The 16,671-nt window shown below is 35.4% G+C and carries 15 protein-coding genes and 2 pseudogenes; all 17 read right to left on the bottom strand.

The genetic code is table 11. The features are described 5' to 3' along the window. Positions 1-89: 89 nt before the first annotated feature. Entirely contained in the window at positions 90-1,109 is a 1,020-nt protein-coding gene (locus PYW34_RS05635; protein ID WP_002334522.1) for a peptidoglycan recognition protein family protein, read from the bottom strand. Between the two features lie 124 nt (positions 1,110-1,233). Continuing rightward, on the bottom strand, positions 1,234-2,583 hold the full coding sequence (locus PYW34_RS05630) for a DUF3329 domain-containing protein (protein WP_002334521.1): 1,350 nt from the start codon (positions 2,581-2,583) through the stop codon (positions 1,234-1,236). A 193-nt stretch (positions 2,584-2,776) separates the two neighbouring features. Beyond that, a complete protein-coding gene (locus PYW34_RS05625; RefSeq protein WP_002334520.1) occupies positions 2,777-2,983 on the bottom strand; it encodes a BhlA/UviB family holin-like peptide in 207 nt (68 codons plus the stop codon). 74 nt (positions 2,984-3,057) lie between these two features. Next, a pseudogene (locus PYW34_RS05620) lies at positions 3,058-4,107 on the bottom strand (hypothetical protein); the annotation flags it as partial. A gap of 129 nt (positions 4,108-4,236) precedes the next feature. After that, a protein-coding gene (locus PYW34_RS05615) for an IS3 family transposase (RefSeq protein WP_086956687.1) occupies positions 4,237-5,399 on the bottom strand; the annotation gives its coding sequence in 2 pieces (ribosomal slippage) (positions 4,237-5,123 and positions 5,123-5,399; 1,164 coding nt in all). Between the two features lie 83 nt (positions 5,400-5,482). Further along, positions 5,483-6,619 (bottom strand): annotated as a pseudogene (locus PYW34_RS05610) (coiled-coil domain-containing protein); the annotation flags it as partial. Between the two features lie 23 nt (positions 6,620-6,642). After that, a complete protein-coding gene (locus PYW34_RS05605) occupies positions 6,643-8,934 on the bottom strand; it encodes a phage tail spike protein (protein WP_002334517.1) in 2,292 nt (763 codons plus the stop codon). A 9-nt stretch (positions 8,935-8,943) separates the two neighbouring features. After that, positions 8,944-9,681, bottom strand: coding sequence for a phage tail protein (locus PYW34_RS05600; RefSeq protein WP_002334516.1), 738 nt, complete (start codon positions 9,679-9,681; stop codon positions 8,944-8,946). 50 nt (positions 9,682-9,731) lie between these two features. Continuing rightward, on the bottom strand, positions 9,732-13,151 hold the full coding sequence (locus PYW34_RS05595) for a phage tail tape measure protein (RefSeq protein WP_002334515.1): 3,420 nt from the start codon (positions 13,149-13,151) through the stop codon (positions 9,732-9,734). A 16-nt stretch (positions 13,152-13,167) separates the two neighbouring features. After that, entirely contained in the window at positions 13,168-13,350 is a 183-nt protein-coding gene (locus tag PYW34_RS05590) for a hypothetical protein (protein WP_016925825.1), read from the bottom strand. Positions 13,351-13,352: 2 nt separating this feature from the next. Further along, entirely contained in the window at positions 13,353-13,715 is a 363-nt protein-coding gene (locus tag PYW34_RS05585) for a hypothetical protein (protein WP_002286510.1), read from the bottom strand. Positions 13,716-13,736: 21 nt separating this feature from the next. Further along, complete coding sequence (locus tag PYW34_RS05580; protein ID WP_002318244.1) at positions 13,737-14,342, bottom strand: hypothetical protein; 606 nt, start codon at positions 14,340-14,342, stop codon at positions 13,737-13,739. 11 nt (positions 14,343-14,353) lie between these two features. Further along, positions 14,354-14,758, bottom strand: a complete 405-nt coding sequence (locus tag PYW34_RS05575) for a hypothetical protein (protein ID WP_002286516.1) — start codon at positions 14,756-14,758, stop codon at positions 14,354-14,356. Then, positions 14,751-15,152, bottom strand: coding sequence for a hypothetical protein (locus tag PYW34_RS05570; RefSeq protein WP_002318246.1), 402 nt, complete (start codon positions 15,150-15,152; stop codon positions 14,751-14,753). The genes PYW34_RS05575 and PYW34_RS05570 overlap by 8 nt, the downstream gene beginning before the upstream one ends. Then, positions 15,142-15,495 carry a phage head closure protein gene (locus tag PYW34_RS05565; RefSeq protein ID WP_002334514.1) on the bottom strand — a complete coding sequence of 118 codons (354 nt, stop codon included), beginning with the start codon at positions 15,493-15,495 and terminating at the stop codon, positions 15,142-15,144. The genes PYW34_RS05570 and PYW34_RS05565 overlap by 11 nt, the downstream gene beginning before the upstream one ends. Beyond that, positions 15,485-15,796, bottom strand: a complete 312-nt coding sequence (locus PYW34_RS05560; RefSeq protein ID WP_002334513.1) for a hypothetical protein — start codon at positions 15,794-15,796, stop codon at positions 15,485-15,487. The genes PYW34_RS05565 and PYW34_RS05560 overlap by 11 nt, the downstream gene beginning before the upstream one ends. Beyond that, the gene (locus PYW34_RS05555; protein ID WP_002334512.1) at positions 15,793-16,668 is read right to left on the bottom strand and encodes a hypothetical protein; all 876 of its coding nucleotides are present in this window, start codon (positions 16,666-16,668) and stop codon (positions 15,793-15,795) included. The genes PYW34_RS05560 and PYW34_RS05555 overlap by 4 nt, the downstream gene beginning before the upstream one ends. Positions 16,669-16,671: the final 3 nt, after the last annotated feature.

Here is a 16,671-nt window from a genome sequence, read left to right as displayed (position 1 = left end):
TCACCTCCATATTATTATAGCAATAATATAATAAAAGACGATTATTTTTTAGTTTTATATGTACTGCCCCTCATCGAGGGGCTATTTTTTTATCGTTGCGGAATATTCAAATACCAACGCTTGTCATGAAAATCTTGTGCTCCGCCTTTAGTGTTCCCTTCTGGATCATTCGTTGCACGCATCATGACATAGACTTTCTTATTAGGAAAATTACGCATATTGAAAGATACATGATAGCCAACATTTCCTAAAGTATTATAAGCTTGATTTACGTCTGGTCTATAAATCCCATCAGCTCTTACTCTAGCTAGTTCTTTTCCAGTATTGTAGTCCATAATGAAAATATACTCGTATTTATAATTAGCAATGTGCCATCCAGCTACATGCAAGTTTGCGTTTTCGATTTCTCCGAACTGATCAACGTGGGCGTAATTTGTTCCATCTGTCAGCGTAGAATTTGCAGCACCTGCTCGAGTTGGATCAATTACTGGTTTATCCTCCGAAGTAGTTGGATTATCATCCGTAAAACCATGAGCCAAATCATAGGCTAGTTTTTCTTTACTTACACCCATTTCAGAAAGATAACCGTAAGGATCTGTATGATCGCCCCAAATATTTTGTGTTACCCATAAATGTGATTTAATTCCTGGTTGGTTATAAGGAGTGTCCAATGTTAATGGAATACCATATTTCTTTGCTGAATCTCTAGCCAATTCAACATATGCTTTATAGTTCTTTTCAAAAGTTGCTTTATCATGTGTGTGTTGTAACTCAATCTGCACAGGACTATTGGCATTAGCATATGAACCAGCACCATACTGTACATAACCAGGTTGTCCAACTTGGTAAACAATTCCACCGTCTCCCACAATGTAAGCAGTGTAAGCACTAGTCCATGAACGTTGCATATACTGTGCTTCATTGCGTCCTGTTGCTGTTTCGTTAGCTGTTTCATGCAGTAAAATATACTGATTATTTGCTACTTGTGAGCTACCTTCATTTACACCTAAATTAAATTCATTGTTGATCGTATAGGCAAACCCATTAATTGGCAATAAAAAAAGAGCCGTTAATAGGCTCATCGCAGTAATAGTAATTTTCTTTTTCATTGATCATCTACTCCTTTAATTATTAGTTTTTTTATCAAAAACTAAATTATACTTAAACAAAAAGACACGATATAAATCGTGTCTAAACATTAATATATTATGAAAATAAAAATATTTGATTTTGCTATTTTTCTTTTTCTTCTACCCTAATAGAGTCCACTCCCCAATATGCAGCAACACTTCTATTTCTCTCATTATTTTTATCTGAAGTAATATCATTACCATTGTAAACTGGATAAATAGTTTGTGGATTGTAATTTAATGGTGGAACAACTATATCCATTTCACCATTCTTAATTTGCCTTTTAATAGATTCATTTTGATTATTGTAACTTACATAGTTTTTATATATGTCAGCAGTTCCATTGAAAAAAAGTAATAAAAAACTAATCATTAAATAACTGAAGATCATAGAAAAAACAACTTTATTGATTTTATCAAAATTTGTTAGCAATTCAAAAAGACTAATTACTATAGATATGAAAATAAAAATAATCCCCCCAAAATAAGACCTAGACCAAGATAACGCGGTTGGAGAAATAGTAAGAACTCCTATTGTCAATATGCCACCAACGAAAAACAATGAACTTAAAATATTACTAATTGTTAAACTACTATTTAAGTATGATAAAACAATCAAAGCTAATGCTATCGTTAGAGGAAACATTGCATTTTCCTGTAATGCACGACTGATTGCAGGTATTGCATCAAGAATTTTCCAAAAGATTGAAAGATTACTTCTATCAAAATAAGTAGCCCTGATGTCGTTGCCAGGTGCCATTACCATAAAAAGAAAACCTACAATATTTCCAACAATACCAGCAATCATCCATTTTTCTATTTTTTTATTCTTATAAAAATACGAAAGAGCAGTATATGCTACAACAATGAACAATGTGCCTCCAGAGGTATTTTCATTACACCAACCAGCTATTATTCCCAAAAGAAGCATCCCTATTGTCTTAAAAAAACTATTATTTTGTTCTTTAGATTCTGTTATATATCGATGATAAACCAGAATAAAAGATAACATAATAACCATTGCAGTGAGATAATTCACAGAACCAGCCATCCACAAGTAAACATTATTGAAAGCTGGAGTAAATATCCACATTAATGAAAATATGATAAACCCTTTTAGATAAACATTTTTAGTAGCCCGATCTTTTATTATGGAAGAAAACATAATAATTTGATAAACCAATATAGAAAACATGCAAGAATTATATATATTAAAATATATTTTTGGTAGTTTAGTAAAAAAGCGAAAAATAACGTGGACTACTGATCTACCAGTCCATGTCATATATTGTTGATATTCGTCAGATAAAATTGTTTTTATACTTGAGGTTTTTACAAAATAAGAATAATCGTCGTGTACCAAAGGGGACATACTATTCAAAATAAGCATAAATACAAAAATACAAAATAAAACAATAAATAAATGTCTGTCGCTCTTAATTTTTTTAATCATACCAAACAATTAGCTCCTCTTTATTTCAAAATATAACTTAGTATAACATAAATTTATTATTTGGCAGCGTCAAATTAAAGCATACAGAATATATATTCCAACAAATAATTTGTACTATTTTTCAAATCAAGTAGCACTTATCCATCAAATGATTTTCTATATCTGAATGTTCAGTTTAGTCCATTTATTTCTCCTATTGTAATTTCTCGTGAATCTTCTCTACGGTACTCTTGATTGTCTCTACATCACCCAAAGCGTTCGTTAATTTGTCGATAGTATCTTGATACCGTTCTTCTCTTGTATTGTTCTGTTTCATTACCCAAACAAGTAAGCCGACAAACAATACTGCAAAACTTATTTGTTCAGGATTTGAAAGCAACGACTCCAACAATTTATCCATGCTTCATCACTCACCCCTTTCATTGCACAATAAAAACACCCTCCTTTGAGCGTGTTGGTAGCAAAATTAGTATTTTATACAGGTTTTACTTCTGATATTTTTAAGGATAATAGTTGTAGATGGAACATCTTTGCTGCGGCATCTATCCCTAAAGTAAATTCTACTTTATCTCCTGCGACTAAAGTGTGAACGTACTGACCAGCTTGAGATGTCATATAGTTTAAATTGGCACTACTACCTACATTAGCAAAGTTAGTATCACTTCCATTTTTTCTAATTTTTACATAAGCAAATTTGAACGTATTGTTTCCATGCAATTTTACAGAACCTTCGAAAAATAAAACACAGTTTCTAGTTGCGGTTAAGGTAATCCCATCCCTACTTATCGTATATGGTAAATCACTAGCTGTGTGAGCAAAGTCCGTAGCTACAAGAGCCCCTATTGGTATTTTTGTCCCATCTGGTGAATCTGTTAAGTCTCTACCTTCACTGTAAATAGCGTATAGTGGCATTGCATCACTAATAGTTTTAATGTTAGTTATGTTAGTGGCTATCTTAGAAGTATTGGCAGTTACTTTTTTATCAACTTCATTAATTGAAGCTGTCAACTGCGAATTAATCTCCGATACTTTCCCATCGGTATAATTGTTTGCTTTGCCTGTGATTTCAGAAATTTTAACATCTGTAGCAAGATTGTCTTCGACATATTCTGGTGCTAGATCCCATACATAATCTTTTGGGTTGTTTGAGTCTCGCATACCGATTCCTCGGTATTTATATTGCTCAATATTCGGGGTTCGGGTGTCCCCTTTTTCGATCTTGAGCCAGTCAATTTGACATGCTCCTACTGTAGCTTGTGGCAATTGATAAATACTTAAGTCATGAGTTACCCCTGCGTTAATATGGGCTTGTGTAACTGTAAAAGATAATGACCATTCGTCTGTTTTACCTTCAACTGGTATCATATTACCAACACCAAGAGTTCCACCTTTTATATAAACACCAAAAGTTTGTGTAGCTGGTTTAGTAGCTTTCATAGTTACTGTGTAAGTTTGGTTAGCCTGATAATTTTCTATATTGGAAGCTGTATATGTTGCATAAGCACTTGTTTTAATAGGATAATTATGGAATGGCAACAGTTTTTTTGACAAATTTTATAAGGTGCAGAACTTCTTTCCGTATGCTATTCCGATTGTCCTTGACAATGAGCCTCCTCGGATGTGACGATCTTCGGCAGGAGCTAACAGTTAAAGTTAGACTGCCTCGCTAGCGTTAGCACATCCGAGCTCATTATCAAGGATTCGCTGCGCCAATCTCTGGTTACGGTAACCAACCGGTGTCTCGTAGCCAAGTGTACCGTGCAACCGAAGGTGGTTCCACCAATTGACATAGTCAAATAACTCCAAATCCAATTGTTGTAAGGTTTCAAATGTGTATTGATAGACAAATTCTACCTTCAACGACTTATAAGTTGATTCAGCTACGGCATTATCAAAAGGACAGCCTTTATGACTCAATGATCGATTGATGTCAAAAGTTGTTAATAATTCATCAATAGCTTGGTTATCAAACTCTTTTCCACGATCAGTATGAAAAATCTCAACCTCTGTCAGAGGTTGTTTGATACGGCTAAATGCTTTTTTTACTAGAACGGCATCTTTATGTTCTCCACAAGAATAGCCGAGAATTTCTCGATTGAACAGATCCAAAATGAAACAGACATAATTCCATTTTTTCCCGACTCGTACATAAGTCAAGTCTGTTACGATCGCTTCTAATGGGTTGTCTCTTAAGAATTTACGATTCAATACGTTTGTCGTTTTGGCTTCATTGCAAGTAGAATGATGTACTTTAAAATAAGCAACAGTATAGCTCGATTTTAATCCTCTATTTTTCATGATTCTACTAATTTTTCGTCGGCTGATCTGAATGCCTCGTTTTGATAAGGCTTTTTTTATTTTTCTTGAGCCGTAGGCCTTTCGGCTGCGGATAAATTCTTCAGCGACTACTTCTTCAAGTTCTGATTCGTCTTTCTTTGGTTTTGATTGATAATAATAGGACTGACGTGATAGACCTAATATTCTGCACATCGCTGATATAGGGTAAAGATGCTTATTCGCATCGATTACTTGTCTCTTCGTCCGAATATCAGCGCTGCTTGCTTTAAAATATCATTTTCCATTTCTAATTGCTGGTTTCTTTTACGTAGTTCTAACAATTCTTTTTGTTCAGGCGTAAGATTATCTTTTTCTTTGAATGAACCACTCGTTTTAGATTGCTTTACCCATTTGTCAAATGCTGAAGCCGTTAGTTCATATTCTCGAATGATTTCTACACGTGGCTTTCCAGCTAAGTAAAGATTGACGATTTGTTGCTTGAATTCTTGTGAAAAAGTTCTTCGTGTTCTCTTAGACATAAAAATTCCTCCTGGTATGTTTTCTTCTAGTCTACACACCTTAATTTTTCTGTCTAGTTAATTGTAGCCTATCCATTAATAGTTTTATTAGCAATATTTTCTCCCAAAGCCATCTTACTCAAATAATATGGTGCATCAAGTAAGTTAGGCTGGTACGGGGTGGCTGTTGAGCCTTCTTCGATTTTGATGTTATAGCCTAAATAGCCTGTACATGCACCAGCTGAATCATTAAACCACAAAGATATTCTAGACTCTTCTGTAGTCACAAAATTAGCAGCTGTAGTAAACGTAACGCTATAGGTCGTTCTATTGGTACCCACAGGTTTGTTTATAAGCGCCCAAACAGACCTTACTTCTGTTCCCTCTCTTAATCGAATATTACAAGATATCGCGCCAGATGGCACTTCCATATCCGCCCATATATCAACGCTGAGAGAATAAGTTTTGTTTGGTAACAATGTGCGGAGGTTTAATAGTTTTCCAGCCGGAGGCGCATCTGCAGTTCTTGTAACCGCAATGTGGTCTACTCCATCTTTAGCGGTGTAACCAGTTTGAGAGCCATTGTTGTAAAAATCATTAAAACCTACATTAGGCGCAATATTAGGGTTCCCCGAATAATCATAGCCCCCGAAGTCGATGCTGTTACTGTACATCACTTGTAAGTTACCTAATTTAGAAATTTCTTCTTTCAGAGCATCTAACTTGTCTTGTAGCGTTTTAGCTTGACCAGTTAAATCAGTAATCTGTTGATTTAAGCTATCCACTCTACCTTCGATTTCAGCCATAAAAGCATCAAAAGTTTCGTTATACTTTCGAATCAACTCTTCTAATTGCGAAACATATTCATCGGCTTGGCCTTGCGAAATGTCAGACACTCCTAGTGAGAAAAAAATGATATCTTGCGTTGTTAAAATTTGATTGTCTTTTCTATATTCTACATAGCAGTGTTTATAATATCCTGCTTCACTCATAAATGTTCCATTAAGAGAAAACGTGACTTCTTCACTAGTTACACTAGTTGCCACACTATCTACGTAACGGTTAGATGGTGTTGTTCCTTTTAAAGTAAATGTTCCGCCACTCGTATCCATCTGCAAGCCATTTAGAAACGGTTTAACAGTCACCGTAATCCCTTTATCACCTTGACGAGCCATAATAGCTTTGGTGTAGTTTAATTCTTTGCTGAAATCTAAAGCCAAATTATATAAACTGCTAGCCATTTATATACCTCCTTGTCTTCGTTTTAAAAACGTTTTTGGTCAAGCACTGTGCTATCATATGCTGTATCCTCTTTTAATCTAATATCTTCATACCCTAGACGGTGTGCCACTAAATTCCATCTAACTAATACGTTTGGCTTACTAGTTTCAATGATGAAATGGTCAATATCTTCATGAGTAACAGCACACAAAACTAGTTCTGTAGGTGTCACATGTGTCATATATCGACTTAGATTTACTGTCTCAGCAAACATGGGGTCAATATCAACACGAACTTTACCATCATCACCTGTGACGGCTTCCCCATAATCAGCGAAATAATATTCTGGAGTTTCATAAGCGTTCAATAGTCGTTGTCCATAATGTTCTGTCGGTACAGTTGAGTTTTTAGTACCTCTAACAGTAAAATCTTTATATACTTGTACCGTTGATTGTTCAAACCTTGCAAGTTTCCCATCTTCCCATGAACCAAAAAAACAACCTGGCAACGTTAGCATACCGTCACTAGTAAATTTCATAGTCCTGCCAGCTACTTTAAACTCCCATGAACTACCCGCACTACCATTAATGCTTAAAGAACTACCGTCGCCATCAGTTATATAACTAGCGTTGCTATACCTGAAATTGGGCGCACCAAAAGATAAAAACGGTCTGTTATTGCCATTATCCCACGTACTAAAAACCAAGTTACCTTGTGGATTTCTAATCATGAAACCACCACCAGTTTTCATGGTGTATGATACAATACCGGCATCAGCACTTACATAATCACGTGCTTCTAGCTCCATAATATCTTTGTTAACTTTTTTTGAATACCAAGTCATTTTGCCATTAGCAATACTTGTTCTATAATCAGTGCCATCACTAATTAATGTAGTACCTCTAATAGTAATCCCTACTATCTCACCAGCTGTAATAAACGAGGCATTGAATCCGCCATCTAACGTCCATGCGGTGTCATACGTTCCATTAATGCCAGTTTTAGAGAAACCAATACCAGCGTTGTTGATTTGTAAAACGTTCCGTGCAGTATTCTTATCTGGCGTGTCCATAATCAAAATACGACTAGGTGCTTCTTTAGGATCTAATAAAACATACCCACCATCTTGGCCAGTAATTATATCAGTTTGATGATCTACAATATCATTGATTAAATCACTGATTTCGCCACCATTTTTCAATTGATCAATGGCATCATTAATCAAATTGCTTACATTATTCTCTGTATTTTCTAAGAAGTTTGTTTTGACGTTTCCTACAACTAATTTATCGTATGAATTAGTTAAAACATTAAACGTATATTCCACGATTCTCGCTGACATATTCACTTTTAACTGTGGATGATACACATCTACTCCGTCGCCCATCGAAACTTTTTCTAGATCAACAAATTTTTCATAGCCTCTTTGATGCCTCAATGGTACTAATTCAATCGAACCACTCACTTGTGGTTTTTGTTTATCTATGTTTGTTTTCAACCAGTCTTTAGCAGCTTCCCTTAATGTGGCTACATCAGTCGCTTTGTCTTTAAAATCAACAAAAGAAACATATCCAGCAGGATAATCATCCACGTAATCCGTGAAAATAACTTCTTCTGGTAGAGTGATCTCGTCTTCTCCTTCTGAAGAGCTGCTAATGAATGGATAAACTCCAACTAAAACACTTTGAGCATCTATCTCTAAGTCAATACCAGTTAAGTTTTTAGTATAAATCGCTTTGATTTTATGATCCGTACCTAGACTTTTTTCATGACGTAATGTGTTATTATCTTTTAGAAATTCACCATGAAATCGATCTAGAATAGATCCCTCTTTTCCACCAAAGAATTCTAAAAAATTCGCTTTTTCTATCTTCACATTAGCAAGCGTATCTACTAACGATGAGAAAGAAAACTGCGAAGGAATAGCTGGTTTTGCTAAAACTTTTGCATTTTGCCATGCCTGAGTAGCAGTGATTTTTTCTGTTCCGCTGTCATATTTATTCAACACCGATTTTCTTATATCATTGAAAATAGGTTCAGCTTTTACTTCTATCGTATTTCCTATTACAGAAGTCTTTGCATAATAGATCCGTAGACGTTGTTTTGCTCGATTTTCATCTACATAACACTGAATTATACGTCCTTCTACAATCAAATCTGCATTAGTTCCGCTTATTGGATAAGTACCCTGAAATATCTCGGCTCCGTTTAGTTTATTGCTAACAGTAGCTGTTAACCAGTCTGATAAAGCACCTAAACCTTGCGTATCATATAAATGTTCAGCTAAATTATTCGCGTCATTTTTATCGTAAATAGTTATTAAATTATCGATCATCTATTTCACCTACCTTAACCCGTTACGATAAATTTGTATTTTGCTCAAACCAGTACAATTAAAATGATTAATATCCACTTGCAATGTCGGATATTGCATGGTCTTCATTTTATTGGACCGATCTAAAATATCTCCGTCCAATTGCTCTTCGTAGCAAAGCATTAAATCACTATCAATGACTACGTCAGTTCCTACTACTAAGCCTTCGAAACTAAACACATAATCATTTAAGATGAACTGGCATGAAGTAGCTGAAGGAGTGATGATAATCTTTGGAAAACTTTCTTCTAAACTATTATTCAGCAAGCTAAATGATCGTGGTTTATCTACAGTTATAGGCACATCTTCTTGAACTCTTGCGAATGGTTTCGCAGTAATGTTTACATCGAACTCTCCCCATTCAACGATATCGTTTTCTGCATCCCCAATATCGATAGTCTGGATAACATAATAGACATTGGGATCATCAGAGAATTCTAATTTCTTTGCATAGTTTAACCAATGACGCATGATATAAAACGATTGCTTGAACGCTTGATGGTCTTCCACATCCTCTAAATAGTTATAGTGCAATGTAAACGACATGTCTTCAAACGAGTAATCTTGCACTAAGCCACCTAACCTTCCTAAAACAGAAGTTTCAACTCTCTGTCTTTTTGGAGAAGGTATGGTTGGTCTTTCAGCTAAAGCCAATTTATGCAAATAATCAGGAAATCCATCGATTATAGAATGTATACAATCAGTCATTTTTTCACATCCTTTTTAATACTAAAAAAACAGGAGAAATACTCTCCTGTTTAACGCCATGCCGAAGCATTATCATTTTGAACTTTTGTAATGTTATCAATGATTTGTTGAGTTGTTTGCTTCATAGTAACTTCATCTGCGTTACCATCAATTGTGAAATTGAATTCGTAATTGTTCACAGGTTGAACCGTTTGTGCCCTAGATGAAACTGAGGTGCTACTCAAGATACGATCACCAATTTCTTGCAGCACAGATCTTTTCAAAGGTAAAACTGCTTCAGGCCCTGCTTCACCGACACCGATAATATTCGGAGAATTAAACACACTACCTTTCGCATACCAATCAACACCCAACGTTGGGATTTTTCCCTTCAATGGATTGAATTCCCCACTCAATTTAAAATGTGGTAACGGAATATGTGGTATCGAAATATTCAAATTATCAAAAAGGCTGCTGATTTTATCTCTAATCCAATCAATTGGAGCGCTAACAGTCTTTTTGATACCTTCCCAAATGTTAGCAATTGTACTTTTAACATTATTGAATATGCCGGAAACAATACTTGTTAGATTGGACCAACCGCTTGAAATTGCATTTTTTCCGTCGTTTACTTTAGAGCTAATAGTGCTTGTAATTCCATTCCAAAGGTTTAAAGCAGTGTTTTTGATACCGTTCCAAATTCCACTAATCCACGAAGATATGCTATTCCAAACACTTTGAATGGCACTTTTAGCTGCATTTATAGCATTGCTTATACTGCTTGTCACACTATTCCAGATATTTGATGCTGTAGAGCTGATTGAATTCCAAATTCCACCTAACCAACTAGATACAGTTGACCAAATATTTTGAATTACTGTAGCAGCTGCTTGTACCAAGCTAGTGATTGTATTCTTGATACTGTTCCAAATACTAGAAGCTGTTGCACTAATTGAATTCCAAATATTTGAAGCCGTAGTACTAATGGATGTCCATATACCGTTCCACCATGCCACAATTGGATCAAATATAGTATGGAATGTAGTTACAATTCCATTCCAGGCGATGCTTACCCATTGTGTCATAGTATCCCAAATATTTTTAAGGAAATCAGAAATAGGTGTCCAAACAGCTTGCCAAGCTGTGCCTAATAACTGTCCAGCTACATCAAAAATACCCACGATAATATTAATACCAGCTTGAATCAATGACGTTATTAATGTCCATGGTATTTGAACAATTCCTACAATGTCTGCCCAAATAATCGACCATACTTCTTTGACTCCGTTCCAAATATTTGAAACCCAATCAACGAATGCTTGCCAAGTCTCTTGGACTCCTTGCCAGATGTTGGAAGCTCCTTCAACTAATCCGCTCCATAACTCTCCAAACCAATCAGAAACTCCTTGCCAAATTTCTTGAACCCAATCTACAAATCCAGACCAGGTTTCTTTGACTCCATCCCAAACTGATGAGGCACCTTCTTTTATACTTTCCAAAGTACCACCCAACCAATCAGTGAATTTACTCCATATTCCCTTAAACCAGTCAGTAATTGCACCCCAGTTTTTTATAATTGCTATAACTCCAGCAATAGCAGTAATAACTGCTCCTATTATTAATGTAGTAGGACCACCTAGAGCCATGAAGCCAACTATTATTGGCATTAATAAAGTAAATGCAGCAGTCAATCCGCCAATTGCTACGGCATAATCCTGTACTGGTTGTGGAAGATTATTAAACGCATCAGCCATCTTTCCTAGAAAATCAATTACTGGTTCGAGTGCATCTATGATTGTGTTGCCTATAGGAGCTAATGAATCCTTTAATTCAGCTATTTTCCCGTTCAACTCTTGCAACGGAGTAGTAGAATCTTCATTCATTTTTTGTGCAGATCCACTAACATCATCAAATGTATGGTTAACATCAGTTAAAGATTGGACAACTTTCATCGCATTATCTTCGCCAAGCGCAGACCAAATTGTCGAAGCTTTATTTAATTGGTCGTATTGACCATCCATATTGCTAAAATCTTGAATCATGGAATTAATAACGTCTTTTTGTGTTCCTCCGCCATTTTTCCACTCTTCAAAAGCTTTTCTAGTACTTTCACTAAACATATCCATGTTTTGCTCAAATCGACCATCTGTTAACGATATTCCCATTTCCTTAACTAAGTCATTGACTTTATCAAGGTTATAAGCACCCGCATCTAAACCATTTTGAAGCATTCCGAACGTTTCATCAGCTGAATATCCCATTTGACTCCATAATTGGCTATATTCTGCCATATTGTCGCCTAATTCGTGCGTTTTATCTAAACCGTTTTGAGTACCCGAAACCATTAAATCCATTGCATCTTGAGCACTCAAGCCGAAATTGACCATTAAGCCATTTACACCACGTAACGTTTCATCCATATCAGCGCCCATGGTGTTTTCTAGGACCATAGCTTGTTCCGTGATATTTTGTAAATCTTGATTATTTAAATCGCCTAAATTACGCTTTACCAAAATCAATGCATCTGTGGACTGATCTAACGATTCTCCAAAACCTTTATAATAAATGTCTCTGGCTACATTCGTTAATTCTTCAGCCTCTTGTTTAGTCAAACCAAAATTAGCTTGTATCTTACTCTGGGAACTACCTACACTGTTAGCTGAGTCCACTGCTTGTTTCCCTAATTCTGTAAGCTTATCGCCAATGTCGCTTAAAACGTCAGAAGCTTCCATTAAATTATTCATATCTATTTTGCTTCCGATATCGTCCAAGTTAGTTGTATCTACATTTTTAGCAGCTTGTCCTAACTCTTCAAATTCACGTTCAGCATCATTAAGCTTCGCTTCCATCTGCATTGCTTCTGTGGATGTAGCGCCAAATTCAGACTGTGTAGCTTCTAACTGTCGTCTTAGGATATCTATCGTTTTCTCCGCATTTTCAGATTGTTGAGAAACAAATTCTTGGGCTTTCGCTAATTTCTCGGATTCAGAAGCTGATTGACCAGCAGTTGCTTGCCATTTTTTATATTCTGATTCAATCAGAGAAGCACTAGCTTGAACATTTTTCTGTTCACTGTCCAACTGTTGCATTGTAGACTCGTACGTCTGTATTTCGCCTTTTGCTTGAGCTAGTGCATTACTCGTTTTATCAATTTCGTTTGACAAACGTTGTTGTGCTGTTTGTTGATTAATCAGTTCTCTTTCAAGTTTCTGAACTTCGGTGGAATTTTCTCCATAATATTTTTTGGCATTGGCTAAACGTTGACTAGTTACTTCAACTTTTTGACTTTGTAATTCATACTGCTTTTCTAAAGAAGATAATTTACTTCCTAACTTGTCTGATTCAGAACCAGTCTGTTGCAATTGAGCTTGTTCTAGTTTTAATTCTGCTCTATTTTTAGTTAATTCAGCACTGATTTCTTTTAACGTAGATTTCAATCCGTCATCGTTAGCTATGAAAGTTACTTCTGCTTCTGTTCTCTTTTTAGCCATTTTTTACCTCCTTTCTTTAGTTTTTATGGGATTGGTTTATTGCATAGTTTTTCCATCCTTCATAAGCACTCTTGTTGTAAGCCATTTGCAAAATGTCATCTAAACAGATATCGCTTAAAACCAAATCTGAAGGCATAGAAAAAACGTCGGTCAACATCGAATAGACATCGACCCACGTTTCAACTAAGAGCTTTGGCATTTTTACTTTTGAAGCTTTTTTTCCTTATTTGCTTTTTCGAATTCTTTTTGATAGGCATCTCGTGCTTGTTTGAACATCATCAATTGATAAATATAGCTGGCAGTAGCCATATCAAAATCCCATTTATCGATAAATTCATCGAATGAAATATAATCAGTCATGTTCGCTTGGCGGTAAGCAATATACACAGCCTTTGCACCTTGAATAACAGAAATATCCATGGATCCTTTTCCCACAGTCATTTTTGCAAACTCGTCTGTGTTAAAATCTCTATTGATCATCAATAATTTCTTGATATTCAGTTTAGGTTCTAAATTCAAAATTGTTCCATCGTTTAGTTCAATTTTTGAGTAATCTTCGTTCATTTTGCTACCTCCGTTTTATGTTTAAGCTTGAGTCGTTGTAGTAGTGGTTGTTGAACTCTTTTTAATCACATCAGCAGATAGATTCGTCATCCATTGATCTGTTAAGTCTTCTTCAAGTTCTGCAACAATTGCTTCATGATAGAATTTACCAAATTCATCTTGCATAACTTTTGTTTCTAGTTCTAAAGCAGCTACTTCATCCGCACCATTTTCAATAGAGAATGTTAATCCTGTATTCGAAGTGCATGCTAACATACCAACTAACTTGCTATTTTCTTCGAAGTCATCCACGATCTCTGCAGCAAGTGAGAAATCTTCGCCTACGGAATCAGGACCGTAAGAGTAAATGCCTGGTTTAATACGTTCATCTTGTTTCAACCCATTGAAACGTCGATAAACTTCCATCGGTACATGTGCAGTAATTGTTACCGTCATATTGATTGGTTTAGATTTTGATTTTACTTCTGTCGCTCCACATTTTTTAACCACCGTTTGCATTTCTGTTTCGCCATCTAATTGTCCGTTACAATCTGTTGCGATTGCATTTTCTGCATTCTTAAAATTAAAAGCAATTCGTTTGATACTCACGTTATCGAACGTTGTTACTACAGTTGTTGTTTTAGCCATTGTTGTTCCTCCTATTTATTTAATTTATCGAATTGACGAATCAGAAGTTCTGTAATTGGATCAAGTGCAAGACCTAATCCTCTTCTCATGAATTCGTCTGGCTGATTTCTTTTAGAAGTACCTATCCCCAAATCAGGATATTTTAAATACTCAAATTTTCTTGTAGGTCTAATGATGAAACCCAAATTAATATATTGAGTCTTAAGTGGACGACTATTTTTTGCGTGTTGGTGTCCTCTTCTTAAATCTGCTTCAGAAACAGGAATTTTTTCTGTAATCCTATCCACTGCAATAGCCGAACCCTTCGATTTCAATGCTTCATTGATCAGTCGTTCACTCTCGCTTGAATAGCGTTCCATCCGCACAAGAAGTTCATCATGCCCATTTATTTTTAGCTCCCAACTATTTTTAGCCATGACAATCACTCTTCAATAATCGTCTAAACGTAAATACCAATTGATCGATATAGCGATCTTGATTTTCTAGTTTTAAATGGTTGGGATCCATTCTCTGAAAACGAATCGAACGATTTTGAATCAATGAAATAATATCTAGTGAATCTCCTGTTAAATCTTCTCTATTTTCTGAATAGAAAGTTAGATATAGATTTTGACCCACGCTATATTTTGGTTCAGTGATCATTTCTATTTCTCCTGTTTCGAGAATGAAGTAATTAAAATCATCAGGTAGCTCATCCTCGCCAACAGAGTCTTGAAAGAGTTTGAGCTTAAAATGTTCTTCTAAGGAAGTTTTGATAGCAGAAATTTGCTTATTTAAACGTTCTTTTTCTTTAGAATTATCAATAACCATATTCACCCACACTTTCAAGATAAAAATAGATATAAAAATTATCGTAATCGGCATAGATAACGTTGTAACGCATACTATCGATTACGATAAAATATTGATCTTTATTAAATTTCTTGGCGATCGGATGAAATGGAGTCTTTACTTTCTTAGTTAATTTCGATCCCATCGCATCCATAGCTGTTATATCACTATCTCTCATGGAAAGATTTCTAAATTTTAAAGAAGTGATTTCTGTATCTTCTACACCAATCTTTTTTCCTAGTTCATTTCTTTTGGTAGTTTGCGTCAAAATCTTTAACCAACCATCGTTGAATGTTTCTTCGAGTCTACGATTATTCGCCATTCCCATCACCTGCAATATATTCTTGTAGCGCATAATGTTGAATGAAACCTAATAACTCACTAGCGAAATTTTGTTCAAACTCATCTAAAGCACGATTCCAGTCGTATCTACATCTTTCGATTAGCAATCCGTATTCTAAGCTTTCAGGAGAAAAAGAAAGTGTTGTACTCACTTTACTTTGAAGATAAACAGCATTTTTAGCTATCATCTTTTTAATTGACTCATCTTCTTCGTTCCAGGTAACGTAAATATTATCCTTCACAGCTATTAGCAATTCTTCAGTCACTTGTTCAGGCGTCATCTAACCACCGCCTTAATTGCTTTAACATATGCGTAAGAGCATTTTTTCTTGTTTACAAATGATAAATCTTCATCAAAAGGCGTGGAAGTAACGTATCTCCCTTTTAAAAATAAATCTTCATCATTTGTTGTTACTCCAGCGTTATGCAAGATTTTTACTTCTTTAAATTTTTCTATTGGATCAGTAGCAAAACAAAAGTTTAATTCCTCGTGAACTTTAGGACCAATATTGAAATACATCATGTTCCAAAGCTGTGCCCACATCTCGGCTGTCCAAATCTGTACATTTGTTTTTTGCCCTCTAAGGTAGCGATATAGCCGATTAGAATCCAGATAAACCTTTTTCCAATAATTCGCTTTAGGACGGTTAATAACCCACTGTGCGCCTCCTGAATTAGTGTTTATAGTTTCCAAAGATTCTACTCTAACATTTACAATATTTGCCATATCTTTTAGAATATTTTCTCCGTTTTCACAGCTTCTAATATAATCAAGACTTAGATAACTACAGCAGTCGCTACAATACCAAACATCATCTTTAGAAGGCAATTTGCGCAAATTAATTCTTTTATTGAAAATGACATCCGAATCGATATAGAAATATCGGTCGTCCTCACGCGAATGATCTTCTTCTAAATATTTCCACCATAAATATGGTTTAATCGAAGGAATATACTCTTTGTCGTCCCGCAGATCATCGTACACATGAACTTCAACGCCATATTCCTTCTCAAAAAAAATAGGAATCTGATCATCGTGTCTGCTGAAAAGCAATACGATATCTTTGATTCCTAGTTTCTTCAGATTAGTTAAACAAACTTCAAGCTCCCATTTAAACCGATTGATTGCCGGCTGACAAAGAATATACTTCATTCT

Origin of the sequence: Enterococcus faecium, from assembly GCF_029023785.1 — a bacterium.
Classification (GTDB): domain Bacteria; phylum Bacillota; class Bacilli; order Lactobacillales; family Enterococcaceae; genus Enterococcus_B; species Enterococcus_B faecium.
This window is presented reverse-complemented; position numbering and strand designations above follow the sequence as displayed.

Coding starts and splice junctions, on each gene's coding strand:
- PYW34_RS05635 (WP_002334522.1), bottom strand. CDS start 1,109: ATGAAAAAGAAAATTACTATTACTGCGATGAGCCTATTAACGGCTCTT.
- PYW34_RS05630 (WP_002334521.1), bottom strand. CDS start 2,583: ATGATTAAAAAAATTAAGAGCGACAGACATTTATTTATTGTTTTATTT.
- PYW34_RS05625 (WP_002334520.1), bottom strand. CDS start 2,983: ATGGATAAATTGTTGGAGTCGTTGCTTTCAAATCCTGAACAAATAAGT.
- PYW34_RS05605 (WP_002334517.1), bottom strand. CDS start 8,934: ATGATCGATAATTTAATAACTATTTACGATAAAAATGACGCGAATAAT.
- PYW34_RS05600 (WP_002334516.1), bottom strand. CDS start 9,681: ATGACTGATTGTATACATTCTATAATCGATGGATTTCCTGATTATTTG.
- PYW34_RS05595 (WP_002334515.1), bottom strand. CDS start 13,151: ATGGCTAAAAAGAGAACAGAAGCAGAAGTAACTTTCATAGCTAACGAT.
- PYW34_RS05590 (WP_016925825.1), bottom strand. CDS start 13,350: ATGCCAAAGCTCTTAGTTGAAACGTGGGTCGATGTCTATTCGATGTTG.
- PYW34_RS05585 (WP_002286510.1), bottom strand. CDS start 13,715: ATGAACGAAGATTACTCAAAAATTGAACTAAACGATGGAACAATTTTG.
- PYW34_RS05580 (WP_002318244.1), bottom strand. CDS start 14,342: ATGGCTAAAACAACAACTGTAGTAACAACGTTCGATAACGTGAGTATC.
- PYW34_RS05575 (WP_002286516.1), bottom strand. CDS start 14,758: ATGGCTAAAAATAGTTGGGAGCTAAAAATAAATGGGCATGATGAACTT.
- PYW34_RS05570 (WP_002318246.1), bottom strand. CDS start 15,152: ATGGTTATTGATAATTCTAAAGAAAAAGAACGTTTAAATAAGCAAATT.
- PYW34_RS05565 (WP_002334514.1), bottom strand. CDS start 15,495: ATGGCGAATAATCGTAGACTCGAAGAAACATTCAACGATGGTTGGTTA.
- PYW34_RS05560 (WP_002334513.1), bottom strand. CDS start 15,796: ATGACGCCTGAACAAGTGACTGAAGAATTGCTAATAGCTGTGAAGGAT.
- PYW34_RS05555 (WP_002334512.1), bottom strand. CDS start 16,668: ATGAAGTATATTCTTTGTCAGCCGGCAATCAATCGGTTTAAATGGGAG.